The following is a 15693-nucleotide window of genomic DNA, read 5'->3' on the forward strand; positions in this document are numbered from 1 at the left end:
CACTATGCGTAGGATCGGCCTGATCGATCGGATGACCCGGGCTTGTGTCTGTGCCGGCCTACTGTTGGCGCCTGTCGTCGCGGCCCAGGCGGCCACTGAAGAAGATCCCTGGGAAAGCATCAACCGGCCGATCTTCCGCTTCAACGACACGCTCGACACCTACGCGCTCAAGCCGCTGGCACAGGGGTACCAGGCGGTCACTCCGCAGTTCCTCGAAGACGGCATCCACAACATGTTCCGCAACCTGGGCGACGTCACCAACCTGGCCAACAACGTGCTGCAGCTCAAGCCGCACGCCGCCGGGGTTGATACTGCGCGGCTGATCGTCAACACCACCTTCGGTATTGGCGGGTTCTTCGATGTCGGGACCAAGATGGGCCTGCAGCGCAATGACGAAGACTTTGGCCAGACCCTCGGCTACTGGGGCGTGAGCAGCGGCCCGTACGTAATGCTGCCGTTGCTCGGCCCGAGCACTGTGCGCGATGCCATCGGCAAGTACCCGGACACCTACACCGAACCCTACCGCTACATCGACCACGTGCCGACCCGCAACACCGCCGCCGCCGTCGATGTGGTCGACACCCGCGCGAGCCTGCTGTCGGCTGAAAAGCTGATCAATGGCGACAAATACATCTTCATTCGCAATGCATACCTGCAAAATCGCGAATTCAAGGTCAAGGATGGCGCCGTCGTCGACGACTTCTGATCCGAGCGGGTAAACAAAAGGCGACCTTCAGGTCGCCTTTTTTGTGTCTGCAATTATTTCATGCTGAGGATGCGCAGGCCGAGTTTCTGCTTGCCGTCTTGCTGGTCGGCAATCCACACCACCTCTGTGCTCGCTTCCAGGCCCTTGAGTGCCGGATGGTCGGAGTCGATACGCACCTCGAGTTGATCGCCAACCGTGAACGGCTGCGGCGCCTGGACCTGCATGCCACTGCTGGAGAGGTCGAGGCAGACGGCGGCGATGACTTGATCCTGGTGGATCAGGCTGATATCTGCTTCCACCCGCATGCGAATGAAATCGCGCTTCTCGCTGTAGTCCATGGGCCCTGAGCTCATCTCGGCATCCTTTCATTGCGTTGCGGTTGGAGGGGTTTTTATAACTCCCGGTGCTTTCGGCTGTAAAGAGCATCGGCGACCATCGGTGTGCCCTTGAAACGCCCGGCGGATGGGAGTACCGTCTGCGCCTTACAAGGCACCTCTGCTATTTGCCGGACAGGTTTTGATGTCCTACAACTCATAGAAGAGTAGCTCGAAGTGAATCCAGTACGTGGGCCGATGCTCACCTACGCCCAACCTATTCCTGGCGCCGTTTGCCCACATGCAGAAAACCAGTGCAACGCTGCTGATAATCGATGACGACGACGTCGTACGTGCGAGTCTTGCCGCCTACCTGGAAGACAGCGGTTTCAGCGTCCTGCAGGCAGCCAATGGCCAGCAGGGCCTGCAGGTCTTCGAACAGGAACATCCTGATCTGGTGATCTGCGATCTGCGCATGCCGCAAATGGGCGGCCTGGAGCTGATTCGCCAGGTAACCGAGCGCGCGCCGGAACTGCCGGTGATCGTGGTATCGGGCGCCGGGGTGATGAACGACGCCGTCGAGGCCCTGCGCCTGGGCGCGGCCGACTACCTGATCAAGCCCCTCGAAGACCTCGCGGTGCTCGAGCATTCGGTACGCCGGGCCCTGGACCGCGCGCGTCTGGTGCTGGAAAACCAGCGCTACCGGGAAAAGCTCGAAACCGCCAACCGCGAGCTTGAGGCCAGCCTGCACCTGCTGCAGGAAGACCAGACCGCCGGGCGTCAGGTGCAGATGAACATGCTGCCGGAAAGCCCCTGGGTGGCCGACGACCTGTCGTTCGAGCACCAGATCATTCCGTCGTTATACCTGTCGGGCGACTTTGCCGACTATTTCCGTGTCGATGACCGGCGAATTGCCTTTTACCTGGCAGACGTTTCCGGGCATGGCGCGTCTTCGGCCTTCGTCACCGTGCTGCTGAAGTTCATGACCACGCGCCTGCTGTTCGAATTCAAGCGCGGCGGCAACTTGCGTGACTTCAAACCGTCGGAAGTACTCGGGCACATCAACCGCGGCCTGATCAACTGCAAGCTGGGCAAGCATGTGACCATGGTCGGCGGCGTGATCGACGAAGACACCGGTATCATGACCTACAGCATCGGTGGTCACCTGCCGTTGCCAGTGCTGTACACCCCGGGCCAGAGCCGTTATCTGGAGGGCCGCGGATTGCCGGTCGGCTTGTTCGAGGAGGCTACCTACCAGGACCACGTCCTGGAGTTGCCGCCGCAGTTCAGCCTGACGCTGCTGTCTGATGGCATTCTGGACCTTTTGCCCGGTGACACACTCAAAGATAAAGAGGCGGCCCTGCCTGAAATCATCAAGGCCGCAGGCGGTAGTCTGGATGGGCTGCGCCAACGATTCGGATTAGCTACGCTTGGGGAGATGCCGGATGATATCGCCCTATTGGTGTTGAGCAGGAACCTTCAATGAGTACGGGTAGAATCCAGTTCGCCGAGCAGAATGGCACCTTCGTGCTGAAGTTTGTCGGTGAAGTGCGCCTGACCTTGTGTTCGGCGCTGGATGCGACGATTGAAAAGATCTTCACGGCGCTGAATTTCTCGGCGATCGTCATCGATCTGACAGAAACCCACAGCATCGACAGCACCACCTTGGGCTTGCTGGCCAAGCTCTCGATCCTGTCGCGGCAAAAGGTCGGGTTGTTGCCGACGGTGGTCACCACCCACGCCGACATCACCCGCCTGTTGCAGTCGATGGGTTTCGACCAGGTGTTCAACATCGTTGACCGGCCGATCCCGTGCCCGGAATGCCTGACCGACCTGCCGTCGCAGGATCAGAACGAAGACGTGGTGCGCTCCAAGGTGCTTGAGGCGCACAAGATCCTCATGGGTCTGAACGATTCCAACCGCGAAGCCTTCCACGACCTGGTCAACGCCCTCGAGCGCACCTGATCGTCGACCGGGCGCCGTTCTGGCGCCGGTCAAAAATCACTTAACAGTCAGCTTCGCGCGGTGGAAACTCGGTCGCCGCGCTGCCATCGGCGTTGAGCTGGAAAATCCGCGCCGGCTGCCCCTGTTCATTGAAAAACACCTGGCCCAGGCCCGCGCTGTTCCACAGCCGCTCGCCGGCCTTGCTATGCGCGGGTGTGCGCGGCATCACCTGCATTTGCCGGCGCTTGGTAAACCAGTTGAGCGGTGAGCGTGGCGAGTACAGCCAGCGGTTGAGGCGATCGAAGGTGTCCAACAGACGCTTGGGGAACTGGTTCTTGATGCCGCTGCTGGTGATCTGCCACAGGTGCGGGGCGCGCTGGCGGTGGCGGATCAGCACCTCATAGACGAACGAGTAGTGCACGTCACCGGAGAGAATCACGTAGTGCCCCGGTGTGCGCGAGTGGCGGAAGATGTTCAGGATCACCTGCGCCGCGCCGCGATGGGCCATCCAGTTTTCGGCATCGACCAATAGCGGATAACCCAGCCAGCTGAATACCCGCTGCACGCTCTCGATCAGCTTGACGCCGAAGATCGGCGCCGGCGAGACGATGATCGCGGAAGGATGGTCGAGCAGCGCCTGTTGCAGCTCGCTTAAGGCTTCCCAGTCGAGCAGGCCCGAGGGTTTGTTGAAGTTGCTTTCACTGCGCCAGCGCCGGGTGCGGGTATCGAGCACCAGCAGCGCCGGGCTGCTGGGCAGGACGAACTGCCAACCCTGAAAGCGCAGCACCTCGTTGATCAGCGCATCCTGCAGCGGCGTGTCGAGGTAGTCATCGGCGTCGGCACTGTGGCTGAAGGCCTGGCAATGCTCCAGTAGCCCGGTAAAGGCATCCGGGTTGTTACCCCAGCCCTGGCACAGCATATAGCCGAGCAGGGCGTTGCCGATGATGCGCTTGGAGAACGGGTGGCCGTAGGCGGTTTCTTCCCATTGCGCCGACAGGTTCCAGTCATCGGTGATGTCGTGGTCATCGAAAATCATCAGGCTCGGCAAATGCGCCAATACCCGCGCCACCCCGCCAAGGCCGCTGGCAAAGCCGTCGATCAGTTGCTGTTCCTGGCGGTAGCGGGCCTGGCGCTCGGCATTGAGGCCGGGTGGCATCTGCACGTCGATCAGGCCCCAGGGCAGCGGGGACCAGACCAGCAGGTACATGGCCATGACTTCGGCGAAGGTCACCAGGTGGTTGTCGGCGTTGCTGCTGGTGAAGATCGGCTTGCGCGTGCCGCCGAAAAAGCGCTCGCGCAGGGTTTCGTTGCTCTCCAGTGCCGGCAGCAGGTCGGCGCGGTGGTAATAGCTGGCCGGGTGCTGGTAGAGCGCGGCGCTGTCATCGACCACCGCGCCTTGCAGGTGCTCGCCAAACAGCCCCAGGCGCTCGATCAGCGCATGTATGGCGCGCAGCATGGGCCCGGCGACATCGTCGGCATACACCTGGTCACCGCTCATCATCAGCAGGGCCGGGCGCTGCAATGGCGTGGGATGTTCCAGCAACAGGCGATCGGCGCACAGCAGGCCGTCGGCCGCCGGGTGGTGGGGTTTGCGGCAGGAGCCGTGGAGCAGGTGCTCCAGGTGTGAACGCAGGACGAAATTCGGCCGTTGCGCGCCCGGGTAAAGCAGGTGTGGTGCGTAGTCGGCGATGCCCTGGTTGTTGAAGATCAGGTCGTAGTCGATCTGCTCATCGCACGGCAGCGGGCTGTCGAGGCGGATGTCGAGCAGGTGGACAAACGCCTGACGGCCAATCGGCACAACCTTGCAGTGGATGTCGGCGCAAACGCCTGCGCAGCTCAGTTGCAGTTCAGCTTGCAGCGGCTCGCAGGCTACCAGCCAGAACACGATGCGCGTGGGTTCGAGGCGGCGCAGCAACGGGCCGGCCAGTACCAAGGGCAAAGAAGATGCATCGGTTATCGACAACGGAGAAGGCGCCACAAGATTGGGAGGTCAGGTTGATCCGGGATGCCTGCTATGCATGCAGTACCTGTGGGAGCTGGCTTGCCAGCGATTGCAGACGACGCGAACCGAGTGATGCTCCGCGCAATCTACCTCACTGGCAAACCCAGATTTGTATCAGGCCTTTGCCGCCAACAACGCCTCAAGCTTCTCCTGATCCCGGGCAAACTGGCGAATCCCCTCAGCCAGCTTCTCGGTGGCCATGGCATCTTCGTTCGACGCCCAGCGGAACTGGCTTTCCGTCAACTGCTGGCGCGCCTCGCCGGTTTTGCCAGGCTTGAGGATGCGCGGCAGCTCGCCCTGATCATCGTTCAACTGCTGCAGCAGCTCGGGGCTGATGGTCAGGCGGTCACAGCCGGCCAGTTGCTCGATCTGGCCGATATTGCGAAAGCTCGCGCCCATGACCACGGTCTTGTAGTTATTGGTTTTGTAGTAATCGTAGATGCGCGTCACCGACTGCACGCCCGGGTCTTCGGCGCCGACGTAGTCCTTGCCGGTGGACTTCTTGTACCAGTCGTAGATGCGCCCCACGAACGGCGAAATCAAGAACACCCCGGCGTCGGCGCAAGCCTGGGCCTGGGCGAAGGAGAACAGCAGGGTCAGGTTGGTCTGGATGCCTTCCTTTTCCAGAACCTCGGCGGCGCGGATGCCTTCCCAGGTCGAGGCCAGTTTGATCAGCACCCGGTCACGGCCGATACCGGCCTGGTCGTACAGCTCGATCAACTGCCGGGCCTTGGCCAGCAGCGCCGGTTGGTCGAAGGACAGGCGGGCGTCGACCTCAGTGGAGATACGCCCCGGAATCACCTTGAGAATGCCGGCGCCAACCGCCACGGCAAAGGCGTCACAGGCGAGGCCGACATCGCCCTTGCTGTGCGCGACCGATTGCTGGAGCAGCTCGGCATAGCCAGGCATGGCCGCGGCCTTGAGCAGCAGCGAAGGGTTGGTGGTGGCATCGACCGGTTTCAAGCGGCTGATGGCATCAATATCACCGGTGTCGGCAACCACAGTGGTGAACTGCTTGAGTTGTTCCAGCTTGGAAGTCATGGGCGTGCTCTGTCCTGTGCAATGGATCGACATTACCCGAGCGCTGCCAGCCGCTCAAGGGCTGGCTGGCAGGCGGGGCGAAGGGGATAAGCCTTCGAGTGCCAAAGCGCGCACAGGTTCCGGGGTTAACGCCCCTGCAGCAGCTCGCCGGCCTGGTCGAGCAGGGCAAGTGGGTCCTTGCTCTTGTGGATATCCACCGACAGCAACTGGCGAAACTTGCGCGCCCCCGGGAAGCCCTGGCCAAGGCCGAGAATATGCCGGGTGATGTGATGCATGGCGCCGCCGCAGGCCAGGTGCGCAGCAATATAAGGGCGCAATTTGGCCAGCGCTTCGCTGCGGCTGATCACCGGCGCGCTGCTGCCGAACAACTGCTGGTCAACTTCGGCCAACAGATACGGATTGTGATAAGCCTCGCGTCCGAGCATCACCCCGTCGAAAACCTTCAAGTGCTCCTGGCATTCGGCCAGGGTCTTGATCCCGCCGTTGAGCACCAGCTCAAGGTCCGGGAAGTCGGCCTTCAACTGCGCGGCGACGTCATACCGCAGCGGCGGAATCTCACGGTTCTCCTTCGGCGACAAGCCTTCAAGAATCGCAATGCGCGCATGCACGGTAAAGCTGCGGCAACCGGCATCGCGCACCTGACCGACGAAATCGCACAGCTCGGCATAACTGTCGCGGCCATTGATACCGATGCGGTGCTTGACCGTCACCGGAATCTGCACCGCATCCTGCATTGCCTTCACGCAATCGCCGACCAGCGCCGGATGGCCCATCAGGCAGGCGCCGATCATATTGTTCTGCACCCGATCGCTCGGGCAGCCGACGTTGAGGTTGACCTCGTCATAGCCTGCGGCCTCGGCCAGCTTGGCGCACTCGGCCAGATCAGCCGGCACACTGCCGCCCAACTGCAGCGCCAACGGATGCTCGGCCTCGCTATGACGCAGGAAACGCTCGGCATCACCGTGCAGCAAGGCGCCGGTGGTGACCATTTCGGTGTAGAGCAGGGCGTTGCTGGACAGCAGGCGCAGGAAGAACCGGCAGTGGCGGTCAGTCCAGTCCATCATCGGTGCAACGCTGAACCGGCGAGACGGCTCAGAGCGCGGGTTTACTGGGGTTGAGGCGGATTCTAGGGGCATGTTCTACGACGCATTTGCAGCCATTCAGGGGTGTTTTGCTCTGCGCGGTTTGTTACAGCTTTCCGGCGCGAAGCAAAAACAAAGGTGCTCTAGTCTACCAAGAGTGCCGAGTGTTCGCTCGTAAGCAGTCTACGACGAGAGGCGTTTCGTACAGCCCCTGAACAGGGCTCATGTAACCCGACAATGCGCCGATACCGTGCTGCGGAAAGTCCATAAAAGGCAGGAGCCTGAACATTGTTCGAACACATCTGGCGCAGCATCCATTCCCCGGGCTACTTCCCCAACGTACTGGAATGGATGATCGATATTCTCCTCAACCCGTTCATGGTGGTTATGTGCCTGATGGTCGGGGCGCTGGCCGGTAAAGGGTGGCGAGCCATCCCCTACGGCAGCCTCACCTGTTATGTGCTGTTCCTGAGCCGCTCGCCATTCTATCGGTGGGAAAGCATTTTTCCCGTAGCCGGGCTGCCCGCGCTGTTGATTGATGGCGCACTGTTGGCCCTGCTCGGTTTCTATTTGAAGGGCGTACTCAGAACCCGCTCAGCAGCAAGACCCGAAGGTCATTGGTTGCGCTGGCTTTATCAAAGCCTGAAGGTTGTCATGCTGACAATCGTGGTGGTGTTCTGGGTACTCGTTGTGCTGTTTGTCTTGATCTTTACCGTCTCGGTCGCTACCCAACCGTCACTGGCGCACTGACCCAATTCCTACTTGGCAACCCAGAACCGTTTCAGGCCGTTGCAGCCGGCAAGCTCATGTGCAGCAACGGGAACGGCCGGCCTTCGCCATCCAGCGGCGAACGGCCAGTCTGAACAAAGCCGTAATGCAGATAAAACCCCACCGCCTGGGGATTTTGCTCGTTTACGTCAACGCTCAGGGTATCCCGCGAATCATGCGCGTAATCCAGTAGCGCTCGGCCAATGCCTTGCCCGCGCAGGTCGGGATCAATGAAGAGCATCTCAACGTGGGTTTCGTTGAGCCCGATAAAGCCCAGCGGGCGGTCTTCAGTGTCTACTGCAACCCATAACTCAACCGCGGGTGGGTAGACGTCGCGCAGTTGCGGCAGCAGCGCGTCTATGTCGGATGCTTGCAGGAAGTGGTGGGTGGCGCGCACGGAGCGCAGCCAGAGGTCGAGCAGTTGCGGGTAGTCGGCAGCGTTAGCCTGACGAATGATCATGGAATCATCCTTGTGCACTTGATATCGGAGTAGAGGTACGCCAGGGGAGGGCGACCGTATGAGTGTCGGCAGCTGTATGACCGCTTCGCGAGTTAGGCTTTGTACGAAAAGTGCCTGCGCGACGATCATGCTGCGTTGAAAACAGGCTCGGAATGCTCATTTACAACTCGTAAACTCCGCTTCCTCGCCTGTTTTCGCTTTGCCTGATCGCCGCTCGGCGACTTTTCGTACAAACCCTAACGCCTGGGCGGTGCACGGCAGCGGTAGCCGAAAAGGAGGGGGTGAGAAAATTACTGGGGGCTTTTGGCTGTGTCAAGGGCAGGGTCAAGCGCCCAATCCATCGTTGAGCCAAGTAGCGATATTGAATTCTGCTGATATTCCAAGTTGTTATAGTTGTGTTCGTTATTTTTATTTCAACTTTAATCGACGGCTTTATAGGCTGTTTGGAATAACAAGGAAGCCGCTGCCTTGCCGATGTCTGAAAGTATGTTATGCTCGGAAAATAACCCCCGCCGCACCCTCTCTCCCTACCTGTTTTTCTCGCCTAAATTGATGATCTGCATCAGTTTTTTGCTCGCCTGCGGGCTCTATATTGAATTTAAAGGAATGAACAACTCTCCCCGCCACGCTGCGAAGTTCTGGTGTGAAAGTTTATAAAACAATAAGGAATCGCCCGTTAGGTGGAGTGCTGTTTTTACGGCGCTCGATCATCATCCGGTGTTACCCATGAAGTCGACCGTTGTCTCTGTTGCGCGCAAACTCAAACTCTATCAATTGGTGGTCTTCGACCAGGTCCTGCGTAGCGGCTCGCTGGTGGGCGCGGCCCAGGCGTTGAACCTAACCCAGCCGGCCGTGACCAAGATCATCCACGAAATGGAAGCCTTCCTCGGCGCCGCCTTGCTGGTGCGCGGCAACCGCGGGGTGCGTGCCACCGAGCTGGGCGGGGTGGTGGTGCGCCGCGCCCATGCCATGCTCACCGAACTGCGCAGCCTTACCGATGAGGTCAATGCCTACCACAGCGGCACCACCGGCCAGGTCATGGTCGGCTCGCTGACCTCGTCATCGGCCTTGCTGTTGCCGCATACCCTGCGCCTGCTCAAGGAGAGCGCGCCAGGGGTGCTGGTGACGGTGCGGGTCGGGCATATGGACCAGCTGTTCTCAAGCCTGTTGGCCGGTGAGCTGGATATTGTCGTCGGGCGCATTCCCGATGACTGGCGCTGGCACGAGCACGAGCCGCGGCTCAAAGTCGATGTGCTGTGCGAGGAGGGATTGTGCATCGTCGCCGGTTCCGAGCACCCGCTGCACGCCAGCGGCGGGCCGCTGAGCCTGGCCGAGCTGCATCCGTTCCCGTGGATTCTGCCGCCGCGCAGCGGCCTGTTGCGGCGTACCGTCGACCGCCTGTTCGAGGAACTGGACCTGGGCCCGCCGGCCAACGTCATCGAGTCGATCGCGGCCCTGACCAACTACGAATTGATGCAGGACCAACAGACCGTCGGCTTCTTCCCCCTGCAAACCACCCAGCAACTGGCCCAGGGCGGCAAGCTCAAGGCCTTCGACCTTGGCAAGCCGCTGAGCTTTGGCAGCATCGGCTGCTTCTACTCGGCCAATCGCAGCCTCGACCCGGCCAGCCGGCTGTTCCGTGAATGCCTGACCCTGGCCAACCAGCCCGGCGAGCAAAATTAACCAGGTATTCCATATCGCTATAGCTACAGCCGCTCTATTCATGAGGTATGGCCAATTGCCACACCTACAATGCGGGTAATTACACCCGATTGATCTCGTAATAACGGATACCCAGCGCATGAGAAGCAATCTGCCGGTCACCCAGCAGGAAGTCATCTTCCAGAACCAACAGCGGCTGATTTCTGCCACCGACCTGCACGGCAACCTGACCTACTGCAACGACGAGCTGGTGGCCATCAGCGGCTTCAGCCGTGAAGAGCTGATCGGCAGCCCGCACAATATCGTCCGCCACCCGGACATGCCCGAAGCGGTGTTCGCCCACATGTGGTCGTACCTCAAGGCCGGCAAGAGCTGGATGGGCATCGTCAAGAACCGCTGCCGCAACGGCGATCACTACTGGGTCAGCGCCTATGTCACGCCGATCCTCGAGGGGGCGACGGTCGTCGGCTACGAGTCGGTGCGGGTCAAGCCGCAGCGTGCCGATATCGAGCGTGCCGCCGCGCTTTACCAGCGCATCCGTACGGGCAAAAAGAGCTGGAGCTTCAAGCACCTGGCCAAGGCTGTGAAAGAGCAGGCGCTGGCGCCGGTGGCGCTTGGCGTGCCTTGCCTTGCCGCCGTGTGGTACCTCGATAGCTGGGCGGCGCTGGCCGTGCTGGCCTGTGGTTTTGTCGGCATGCAGGTGGCTGCGCACTGGAACCTGCAGCGCAAGTTCGACCTGGCCCGGCGTGCCACCGCCGACAGTTTCGACAGCGAACTGATTGCCCGCACCTACACCGACGAGCACGGCGCCGTGGCGCAGTTGATGATGTCGCTGATCAGCGAACAGGCCAAGGTGCGCACCGCCCTCAGCCGTTCCGGCGACTACGCGCAGAAGACCGAAACCATGGCCGGCGAAAGCGGCAAGCTGGCTCAGGCCTCCGAATCGTCGTTGCAGCGCCAGCGCGACGAGACCGACATGGCCGCTACCGCCATGACCCAGATGGCGGCGTCTATCTCCGAGGTTTCGACCCACATCCACGACACTGCCCGTGAGGCCGACGACGTCAACCAGCTGACCCGGGTCGGCTCCGAAGAAGCCGGCAAGACTCGCCTGGTGATCGAGAAACTGCAGGACACCGTTAACCAGATCAGCCAGTCGGTGGAAAATTTTGCCGACGAGACCCAGTCGATCCAGATCGCCTCGAACATGATCCGCCAGATCGCCGACCAGACCAACCTGCTGGCGCTCAACGCCGCCATTGAAGCGGCGCGGGCCGGCGAGCAGGGTCGTGGTTTTGCCGTGGTCGCCGATGAGGTGCGGGCGCTGGCGTTCAAGACCCAGGAGTCGACCGAAACCATTCAGACCATCATCCAGTCGCTGCACAGCGCCGCCAACCAGGCGGTGGATATCGCCCGCCAGGGCAGTGACGAGGCCCATGCCGGTGTCGATCAGGTGATCGCCACCCAGAACGCCCTGGAAGGCATCGGCGTGGCGGTCGAGCATATCCACCAGATGACCGAGCAGATGGCCGCCGCCTCCGAACAGCAGGCCCATGTCGCCGAAGACATCAGCCGGCAGATCACCACCATCGCCCAGGTGTCCGAGCAGAACGTCGACATAGCCGCCAGTTCCGCCAGCATCGGCCGTGAGCTTGAACACACGGCGCATGAAATGTATGCGCTGGTGGACCGCTTCAACCGCTAGGCCGCGATCATGACCCGAGAGGATTTCGACAAGCTTGCGGCCAACGCTGAGCGTGAGCTGACCAGCATTCCCTACGCGATTTTCGAGGCCGCCGCCGATGCGATTGTCATCACCGATGAATGGGGGCGGGTGCAGGCGATCAATGCCGCGGCGCAGAAGCTGTTCGGCTACAGCTTCGCCGAACTTGCCGGTGCGAATATTTCCCGGCTGATGCCCAGGGCCTACGCCGAGCACCATGATCAGTGCCTGGCGTCCTACCGTGCGGGCGGCGGGCGCAAGCTCAACGGCCTGGTGCGCGAGCTGCTCGGCAAGCGCAAGGACGGCTCCTTGTTCGATTTGCACGTGAGTGTCGGCGAGCTGTTGCTGGGTGGCCGGCAACTGCTGATTGGGGTGTGCTATGACATCAGTGAACAGCTGCAGATGCACCGGCGCATCAACCACCTAGCCAGCCATGACACCCTGACCCACTGCATGAACCGCAGCGCCCTACATACGCGCCTGCAGCAGGAGATCGCCCTGGCGCAAGCGCAGGTGCAGCAACTGGTGCTGGTGTTCATCGACCTCGATGGTTTGAAAATCATCAACGACAACCATGGTCATTACGTCGGTGACCGGGTGCTGGTTGGCGTCGCCGAGCGCTTTCGCCAGTGCCTGACCGGTGCGGGGTTGCTGGCCCGGGTTGGCGGCGATGAGTTCGTGGTGGTGGTGCGTCAGCCGTTTGCCGAACAGGGTGGCATGGGCCTGGCCACACGGCTGTTCGAGTGCCTGCAGGCGCCGCTGCGGATCGACGGCATGGCCTTGGCTGTGCGCGCAAGCCTTGGCGTCAGTACCTGCGCCAATTGCCGGGAAGGGCAAGCGCCGGCGCCGGATCAACTGATCATCGATGCCGACTTTGCCATGTACCAGGCGAAGAAGGCCGGCGGCAATCGCATCGCCTGTTTCAACCCGGCCATGCGCATCACCCAGCAGCGCGAGCAGCAGCGCCTGGAGCGTCTGCGCCAGGCGATCGAAACCGAGCAATTGCAGCTGCATTACCAGCCGCAGTTCGAGCTGGCCGACCCGCAACGGATCACCGGCCTTGAGGCTTTGCTGCGCTGGAACGACGGCGCCAACGGCCCGGTATCGCCCGAGGTGTTCATCCCCCTGGCCGAGCAGAACGGGCTGATGTCGGCGCTCAATGTCTGGGTGGTGACCCGGGCCTGCGCCGACAACCGGGCGCTGATCGAAGCCGGCCTGCTGGATGTGCCGGTGGCGGTGAACATGAGCGGCTACTCGTTCATGCAGTGCGATTTTGTCAGCAAACTGGCGGCGGTTCTCGAGTGCAGCGGCCTGGCGGCCAACCGCCTGGAAATCGAAGTGACCGAAACCGCCGCGCTCAAGGATATCGAGCAGGCCCGGCAGAACGTTTTGCGCTTGCAAGGCATGGGCGTGCAGGTGTCGATCGACGACTTCGGTACCGGCTATTCATCGCCCAGCACCTTGCGCGCCTTGCCGTTCGAGAAGCTCAAAATCGACCGGGTGTTCATCAGCGAGGTGCAGAGCAACCCGATCGACCAGGCTATCGTCAATGGCTACCTGATGCTGGCCGAGAGCCTGGATATCCAGGTGGTAGCCGAGGGCATCGAAACCCGCGAGCAGCTCGATTACCTCAAGGCCCAGGGCTGCAGCCTGGGCCAGGGGTTCTGGTTCTGCCGGCCGTTGCCGATGGACAGGTTGCTGCAGTTCGTCATGGGCCGTGAGCATGCCGGACGTCGGTTGGTGAGGTAGCGCCAGCAAGGCTTGCCTACACTCATTGGTCGCCTGTGCAATGGATGCATGGGGCCATTTCATGGAGATCAGTGGCAATGAATTCGCCCGGAAAAGGACTTCCCGAGACTTTCCTGCAAGCCGCCGCCCTGCGCGAGCACGACCGCTACCCCGAGGATATGGACTGGCAGGCGCTGGTCCATGCGTTTTTCCCCGACAGCGTGGTCGGCATGGCCCAGTCGCTGTCGAACATCACCGGGGCCTTCTATGGCCTGATGCTGGAGCAGGCCGGGGAAATGTTCGGCCGCGAGCACATCAATCGCCTGTCCGAGCGCATGTTCTATCGCCTCGGCCGGCGCATGGCAGCGCGGCACATGGCCAGCCAGGTGCAACTGGAGCGCGACGCCCGTGGCCTCGGCCGGTTGGTGGTGGCGGCGATTTTTACCTCCAGTCCGGAATACCGCCTGCACATCCTCGAATTCGGCGCCGAGCAGGTGTTTATACGCATCACCGGCGCCGATCGCTACCACCGCATCGCCCGTGAACTGGGCTTCGAGGATGCGCTGCAGTGGCCGGTACTGCGCGAGTTTTTCCGTGGGCTGGGGGATGAGCTGGGGATTACCGAGCGCTTCGCACTGGCCATGGAACTGGTAAGCCTGGATGACGACAGCCGGTGCGATTATTCGCTGGCTATCGTCAGGCGCTCAGATCGAACGCTGGCCAACCCGCTGTGACAAGGCCTCGGCCGACTCCTTGCGCTCGGAGTAGCGATCGACCAAATGCTCGCTGCGCCCGCGCAGCAGCAGGGTGAACTTGACCAGCTCTTCCATGACGTCGACCACGCGGTCGTAGTAGGCCGAAGGTTTCATCCGGTCGTTATCGTCGAATTCCAGCCAGGCCTTGGGCACCGAGGACTGGTTGGGGATGGTGAACATACGCATCCAGCGCCCCAGTACCCGCAGCTGGTTGACCACGTTGAATGATTGCGAACCACCACACACCTGCATCACTGCCAGGGTTTTACCCTGGGTCGGACGCACCGCGCCCATGGCCAGCGGCACCCAGTCGATCTGCGCCTTGAAAACCGCCGACATGGCGCCGTGGCGCTCGGGCGAGCACCACACCTGGCCTTCGGACCATTGCATGAGGTCGCGCAGTTCGACCACCTTGGGATGGTCCTCGGGCGCGTCGTCGGGCAGGGGCAGGCCGCTGGGGTTGAAAATCCGGGTTTCGGCGCCCAAGTGCTCCAGCAGGCGCGCAGCTTCCTCAGTCAGCAGGCGGCTGAACGAGCGTTCCCGGGTCGAGCCGTAAAGCAGCAGGATGCGCGGCTTGTGCCCGTCATGGGCCGCGTTGGCAGGGATCAGGTCGAGGTCGAGATTGGGCAGTTGCTCGTTCATGGGAGAGTCCTTTTACAGGGTGCCGATGCGGTCGATTTCAGCCTGCAGTTGATCGCGGTTCAGGCGCTCGAAGGGCAGGGCGAGGAAGGTTGTGCAGCGCAGCGCGATACGCGCCAGGGTGGCGTCGAAGGCGGCATCGAGCTGGGTGTCGGTGCCGTGGATTTCGGACGGGTCCGCCAGCCCCCAGTGGGTCTTCAGTGCCAGGCCGAAGTACAGCGGGCAGGCTTCGCCAGCGGCGTTGTCGCAGACGGTGATGACGATGTCCGGTGGGTTGTCGACGAAGGTGTCGTTACCTTTGCTGGTCAGACCGCTGATATCGATGCCGGCGCGTTGCAAGGTCGACAGGCTGCGAGGATGCACCTGGCCCTTGGGGAAGCTGCCGGCACTGAGCGCTTCGAAACCGGCCGGGGCCAGGTGGTTGAACAGCGCTTCGCACAGAATGCTGCGGCAGCTGTTGGCGGTGCACATGAACAGGATTCGCATGGGGCGGACTCCTCAGCAGCAGGTTGCACGGGCAGGGCGATCACCCATGCCGTCTAAGCGGGCGCTGTCGGCGCTGAGCCACTGGCCGTTGGCCTCCAGGGTCAGCTGCAGCACCTGATTGATCCAGGCCGGCAGGTGCGGGTTGAGCCGGTAATACACCCACTGGCCCTGGCGGCGGTCGAGCAACACGCCGCAGCTGCGCAGTTGCGCCAGGTGGCGGGAGATCTTTGGCTGGCTGTGGTCGAGCGCGCACATCAGCTCGCAGACGCACAGCTCACCTTCGCGGGCGATTAGCAGCGTGGCGCGGGCACGGGTTTCATCGGCGAGGCATTTGAACAGGGCGGAGGGGCTGAGCATCGAATCGGCCTTTTACATATGGGAAT

At 61.7% G+C, this 15693-nt stretch carries 15 protein-coding genes and 2 pseudogenes; 9 read left to right on the forward strand and 8 right to left on the reverse strand.

Translation table 11 applies throughout. From position 1 onward, the window contains the following. The first annotated feature begins 4 nt into the window (after positions 1-4). A complete protein-coding gene (locus ACIOVF_RS21315; protein ID WP_045194864.1) occupies positions 5-706 on the forward strand; it encodes a VacJ family lipoprotein in 702 nt (233 codons plus the stop codon). Between the two features lie 53 nt (positions 707-759). On the opposite strand, the gene ACIOVF_RS21320 is transcribed toward ACIOVF_RS21315, so the two are convergent. Beyond that, positions 760-1059 (reverse strand): PilZ domain-containing protein, encoded by a 300-nt coding sequence (locus ACIOVF_RS21320; protein ID WP_401292279.1) that lies wholly within the window; start codon positions 1057-1059, stop codon positions 760-762. A 262-nt stretch (positions 1060-1321) separates the two neighbouring features. On the opposite strand from ACIOVF_RS21320, the gene rssB reads away from it, so the two are divergent. Beyond that, entirely contained in the window at positions 1322-2506 is a 1185-nt protein-coding gene (gene rssB, locus ACIOVF_RS21325) for a two-component system response regulator RssB (RefSeq protein WP_045194857.1), read from the forward strand. Continuing rightward, entirely contained in the window at positions 2503-2985 is a 483-nt protein-coding gene (gene rssC, locus ACIOVF_RS21330) for an anti-sigma factor antagonist RssC (RefSeq protein ID WP_038994382.1), read from the forward strand. The genes rssB and rssC overlap by 4 nt, the downstream gene beginning before the upstream one ends. Positions 2986-3025: 40 nt before the next feature. Here the strand turns inward: rssC and ACIOVF_RS21335 are convergent, their stop codons facing one another. The 3 genes from ACIOVF_RS21335 to dusA all read right to left on the reverse strand — a co-directional run bounded on the left by ACIOVF_RS21335 (position 3026) and on the right by dusA (position 7143). After that, on the reverse strand, positions 3026-4921 hold the full coding sequence (locus ACIOVF_RS21335) for an alkaline phosphatase D family protein (RefSeq protein WP_401292375.1): 1896 nt from the start codon (positions 4919-4921) through the stop codon (positions 3026-3028). 159 nt (positions 4922-5080) lie between these two features. Beyond that, positions 5081-6007: a transaldolase gene (gene tal, locus ACIOVF_RS21340; protein WP_045194856.1), complete on the reverse strand. Its 927-nt coding sequence runs from the start codon at positions 6005-6007 to the stop codon at positions 5081-5083. 125 nt (positions 6008-6132) lie between these two features. Continuing rightward, complete coding sequence (gene dusA, locus ACIOVF_RS21345) at positions 6133-7143, reverse strand: tRNA dihydrouridine(20/20a) synthase DusA (RefSeq protein ID WP_401292284.1); 1011 nt, start codon at positions 7141-7143, stop codon at positions 6133-6135. Between the two features lie 234 nt (positions 7144-7377). Here dusA and ACIOVF_RS21350 point away from each other — a divergent pair, with 234 nt between their 5' ends. Further along, positions 7378-7839: a hypothetical protein gene (locus tag ACIOVF_RS21350; protein WP_258594250.1), complete on the forward strand. Its 462-nt coding sequence runs from the start codon at positions 7378-7380 to the stop codon at positions 7837-7839. Positions 7840-7870: 31 nt separating this feature from the next. Here ACIOVF_RS21350 and ACIOVF_RS21355 read toward each other — a convergent pair whose 3' ends face one another. Then, positions 7871-8317 (reverse strand): acetyltransferase, encoded by a 447-nt coding sequence (locus ACIOVF_RS21355; RefSeq protein WP_401292287.1) that lies wholly within the window; start codon positions 8315-8317, stop codon positions 7871-7873. Between the two features lie 726 nt (positions 8318-9043). On the opposite strand from ACIOVF_RS21355, the gene ACIOVF_RS21360 reads away from it, so the two are divergent. The 5 genes and pseudogenes from ACIOVF_RS21360 (at position 9044) to ACIOVF_RS21380 (ending at position 14164) form a co-directional block, all read left to right on the forward strand. After that, a complete protein-coding gene (locus ACIOVF_RS21360) occupies positions 9044-10000 on the forward strand; it encodes a LysR family transcriptional regulator (RefSeq protein WP_401292290.1) in 957 nt (318 codons plus the stop codon). A 118-nt stretch (positions 10001-10118) separates the two neighbouring features. Continuing rightward, positions 10119-10379 (forward strand): annotated as a pseudogene (locus ACIOVF_RS21365) (PAS domain S-box protein); the annotation flags it as partial. 357 nt (positions 10380-10736) lie between these two features. After that, positions 10737-11684: pseudogene (locus ACIOVF_RS21370) on the forward strand (methyl-accepting chemotaxis protein); the annotation flags it as partial. A 9-nt stretch (positions 11685-11693) separates the two neighbouring features. After that, positions 11694-13451 carry a bifunctional diguanylate cyclase/phosphodiesterase gene (locus ACIOVF_RS21375; RefSeq protein WP_052676489.1) on the forward strand — a complete coding sequence of 586 codons (1758 nt, stop codon included), beginning with the start codon at positions 11694-11696 and terminating at the stop codon, positions 13449-13451. 77 nt (positions 13452-13528) lie between these two features. After that, positions 13529-14164, forward strand: a complete 636-nt coding sequence (locus tag ACIOVF_RS21380; RefSeq protein WP_401292294.1) for a hypothetical protein — start codon at positions 13529-13531, stop codon at positions 14162-14164. On the opposite strand, the gene arsH is transcribed toward ACIOVF_RS21380, so the two are convergent. Genes arsH through ACIOVF_RS21395 form a run of 3 tightly spaced genes read right to left on the reverse strand, consistent with a single transcriptional unit; the run spans position 14135 to position 15667 of the window. After that, positions 14135-14827, reverse strand: a complete 693-nt coding sequence (gene arsH / locus ACIOVF_RS21385) for an arsenical resistance protein ArsH (RefSeq protein ID WP_401292296.1) — start codon at positions 14825-14827, stop codon at positions 14135-14137. The genes ACIOVF_RS21380 and arsH overlap by 30 nt on opposite strands. Positions 14828-14839: 12 nt before the next feature. Continuing rightward, complete coding sequence (locus ACIOVF_RS21390) at positions 14840-15310, reverse strand: arsenate reductase ArsC (protein ID WP_401292299.1); 471 nt, start codon at positions 15308-15310, stop codon at positions 14840-14842. Positions 15311-15322: 12 nt separating this feature from the next. Further along, complete coding sequence (locus ACIOVF_RS21395) at positions 15323-15667, reverse strand: metalloregulator ArsR/SmtB family transcription factor (protein ID WP_401292302.1); 345 nt, start codon at positions 15665-15667, stop codon at positions 15323-15325. Positions 15668-15693: the final 26 nt, after the last annotated feature.

Origin of the sequence: Pseudomonas sp. NPDC087612, assembly GCF_044743505.1 — a bacterium.
GTDB lineage: Bacteria > Pseudomonadota > Gammaproteobacteria > Pseudomonadales > Pseudomonadaceae > Aquipseudomonas.

Coding starts and splice junctions, on each gene's coding strand:
- ACIOVF_RS21315 (WP_045194864.1), top strand. CDS start 5: ATGCGTAGGATCGGCCTGATCGATCGGATGACCCGGGCTTGTGTCTGT.
- ACIOVF_RS21320 (WP_401292279.1), bottom strand. CDS start 1,059: ATGAGCTCAGGGCCCATGGACTACAGCGAGAAGCGCGATTTCATTCGC.
- rssB (WP_045194857.1), top strand. CDS start 1,322: ATGCAGAAAACCAGTGCAACGCTGCTGATAATCGATGACGACGACGTC.
- rssC (WP_038994382.1), top strand. CDS start 2,503: ATGAGTACGGGTAGAATCCAGTTCGCCGAGCAGAATGGCACCTTCGTG.
- tal (WP_045194856.1), bottom strand. CDS start 6,007: ATGACTTCCAAGCTGGAACAACTCAAGCAGTTCACCACTGTGGTTGCC.
- dusA (WP_401292284.1), bottom strand. CDS start 7,143: ATGCCCCTAGAATCCGCCTCAACCCCAGTAAACCCGCGCTCTGAGCCG.
- ACIOVF_RS21355 (WP_401292287.1), bottom strand. CDS start 8,317: ATGATCATTCGTCAGGCTAACGCTGCCGACTACCCGCAACTGCTCGAC.
- ACIOVF_RS21360 (WP_401292290.1), top strand. CDS start 9,044: ATGAAGTCGACCGTTGTCTCTGTTGCGCGCAAACTCAAACTCTATCAA.
- ACIOVF_RS21375 (WP_052676489.1), top strand. CDS start 11,694: ATGACCCGAGAGGATTTCGACAAGCTTGCGGCCAACGCTGAGCGTGAG.
- ACIOVF_RS21380 (WP_401292294.1), top strand. CDS start 13,529: ATGAATTCGCCCGGAAAAGGACTTCCCGAGACTTTCCTGCAAGCCGCC.
- arsH (WP_401292296.1), bottom strand. CDS start 14,827: ATGAACGAGCAACTGCCCAATCTCGACCTCGACCTGATCCCTGCCAAC.
- ACIOVF_RS21390 (WP_401292299.1), bottom strand. CDS start 15,310: ATGCGAATCCTGTTCATGTGCACCGCCAACAGCTGCCGCAGCATTCTG.
- ACIOVF_RS21395 (WP_401292302.1), bottom strand. CDS start 15,667: ATGCTCAGCCCCTCCGCCCTGTTCAAATGCCTCGCCGATGAAACCCGT.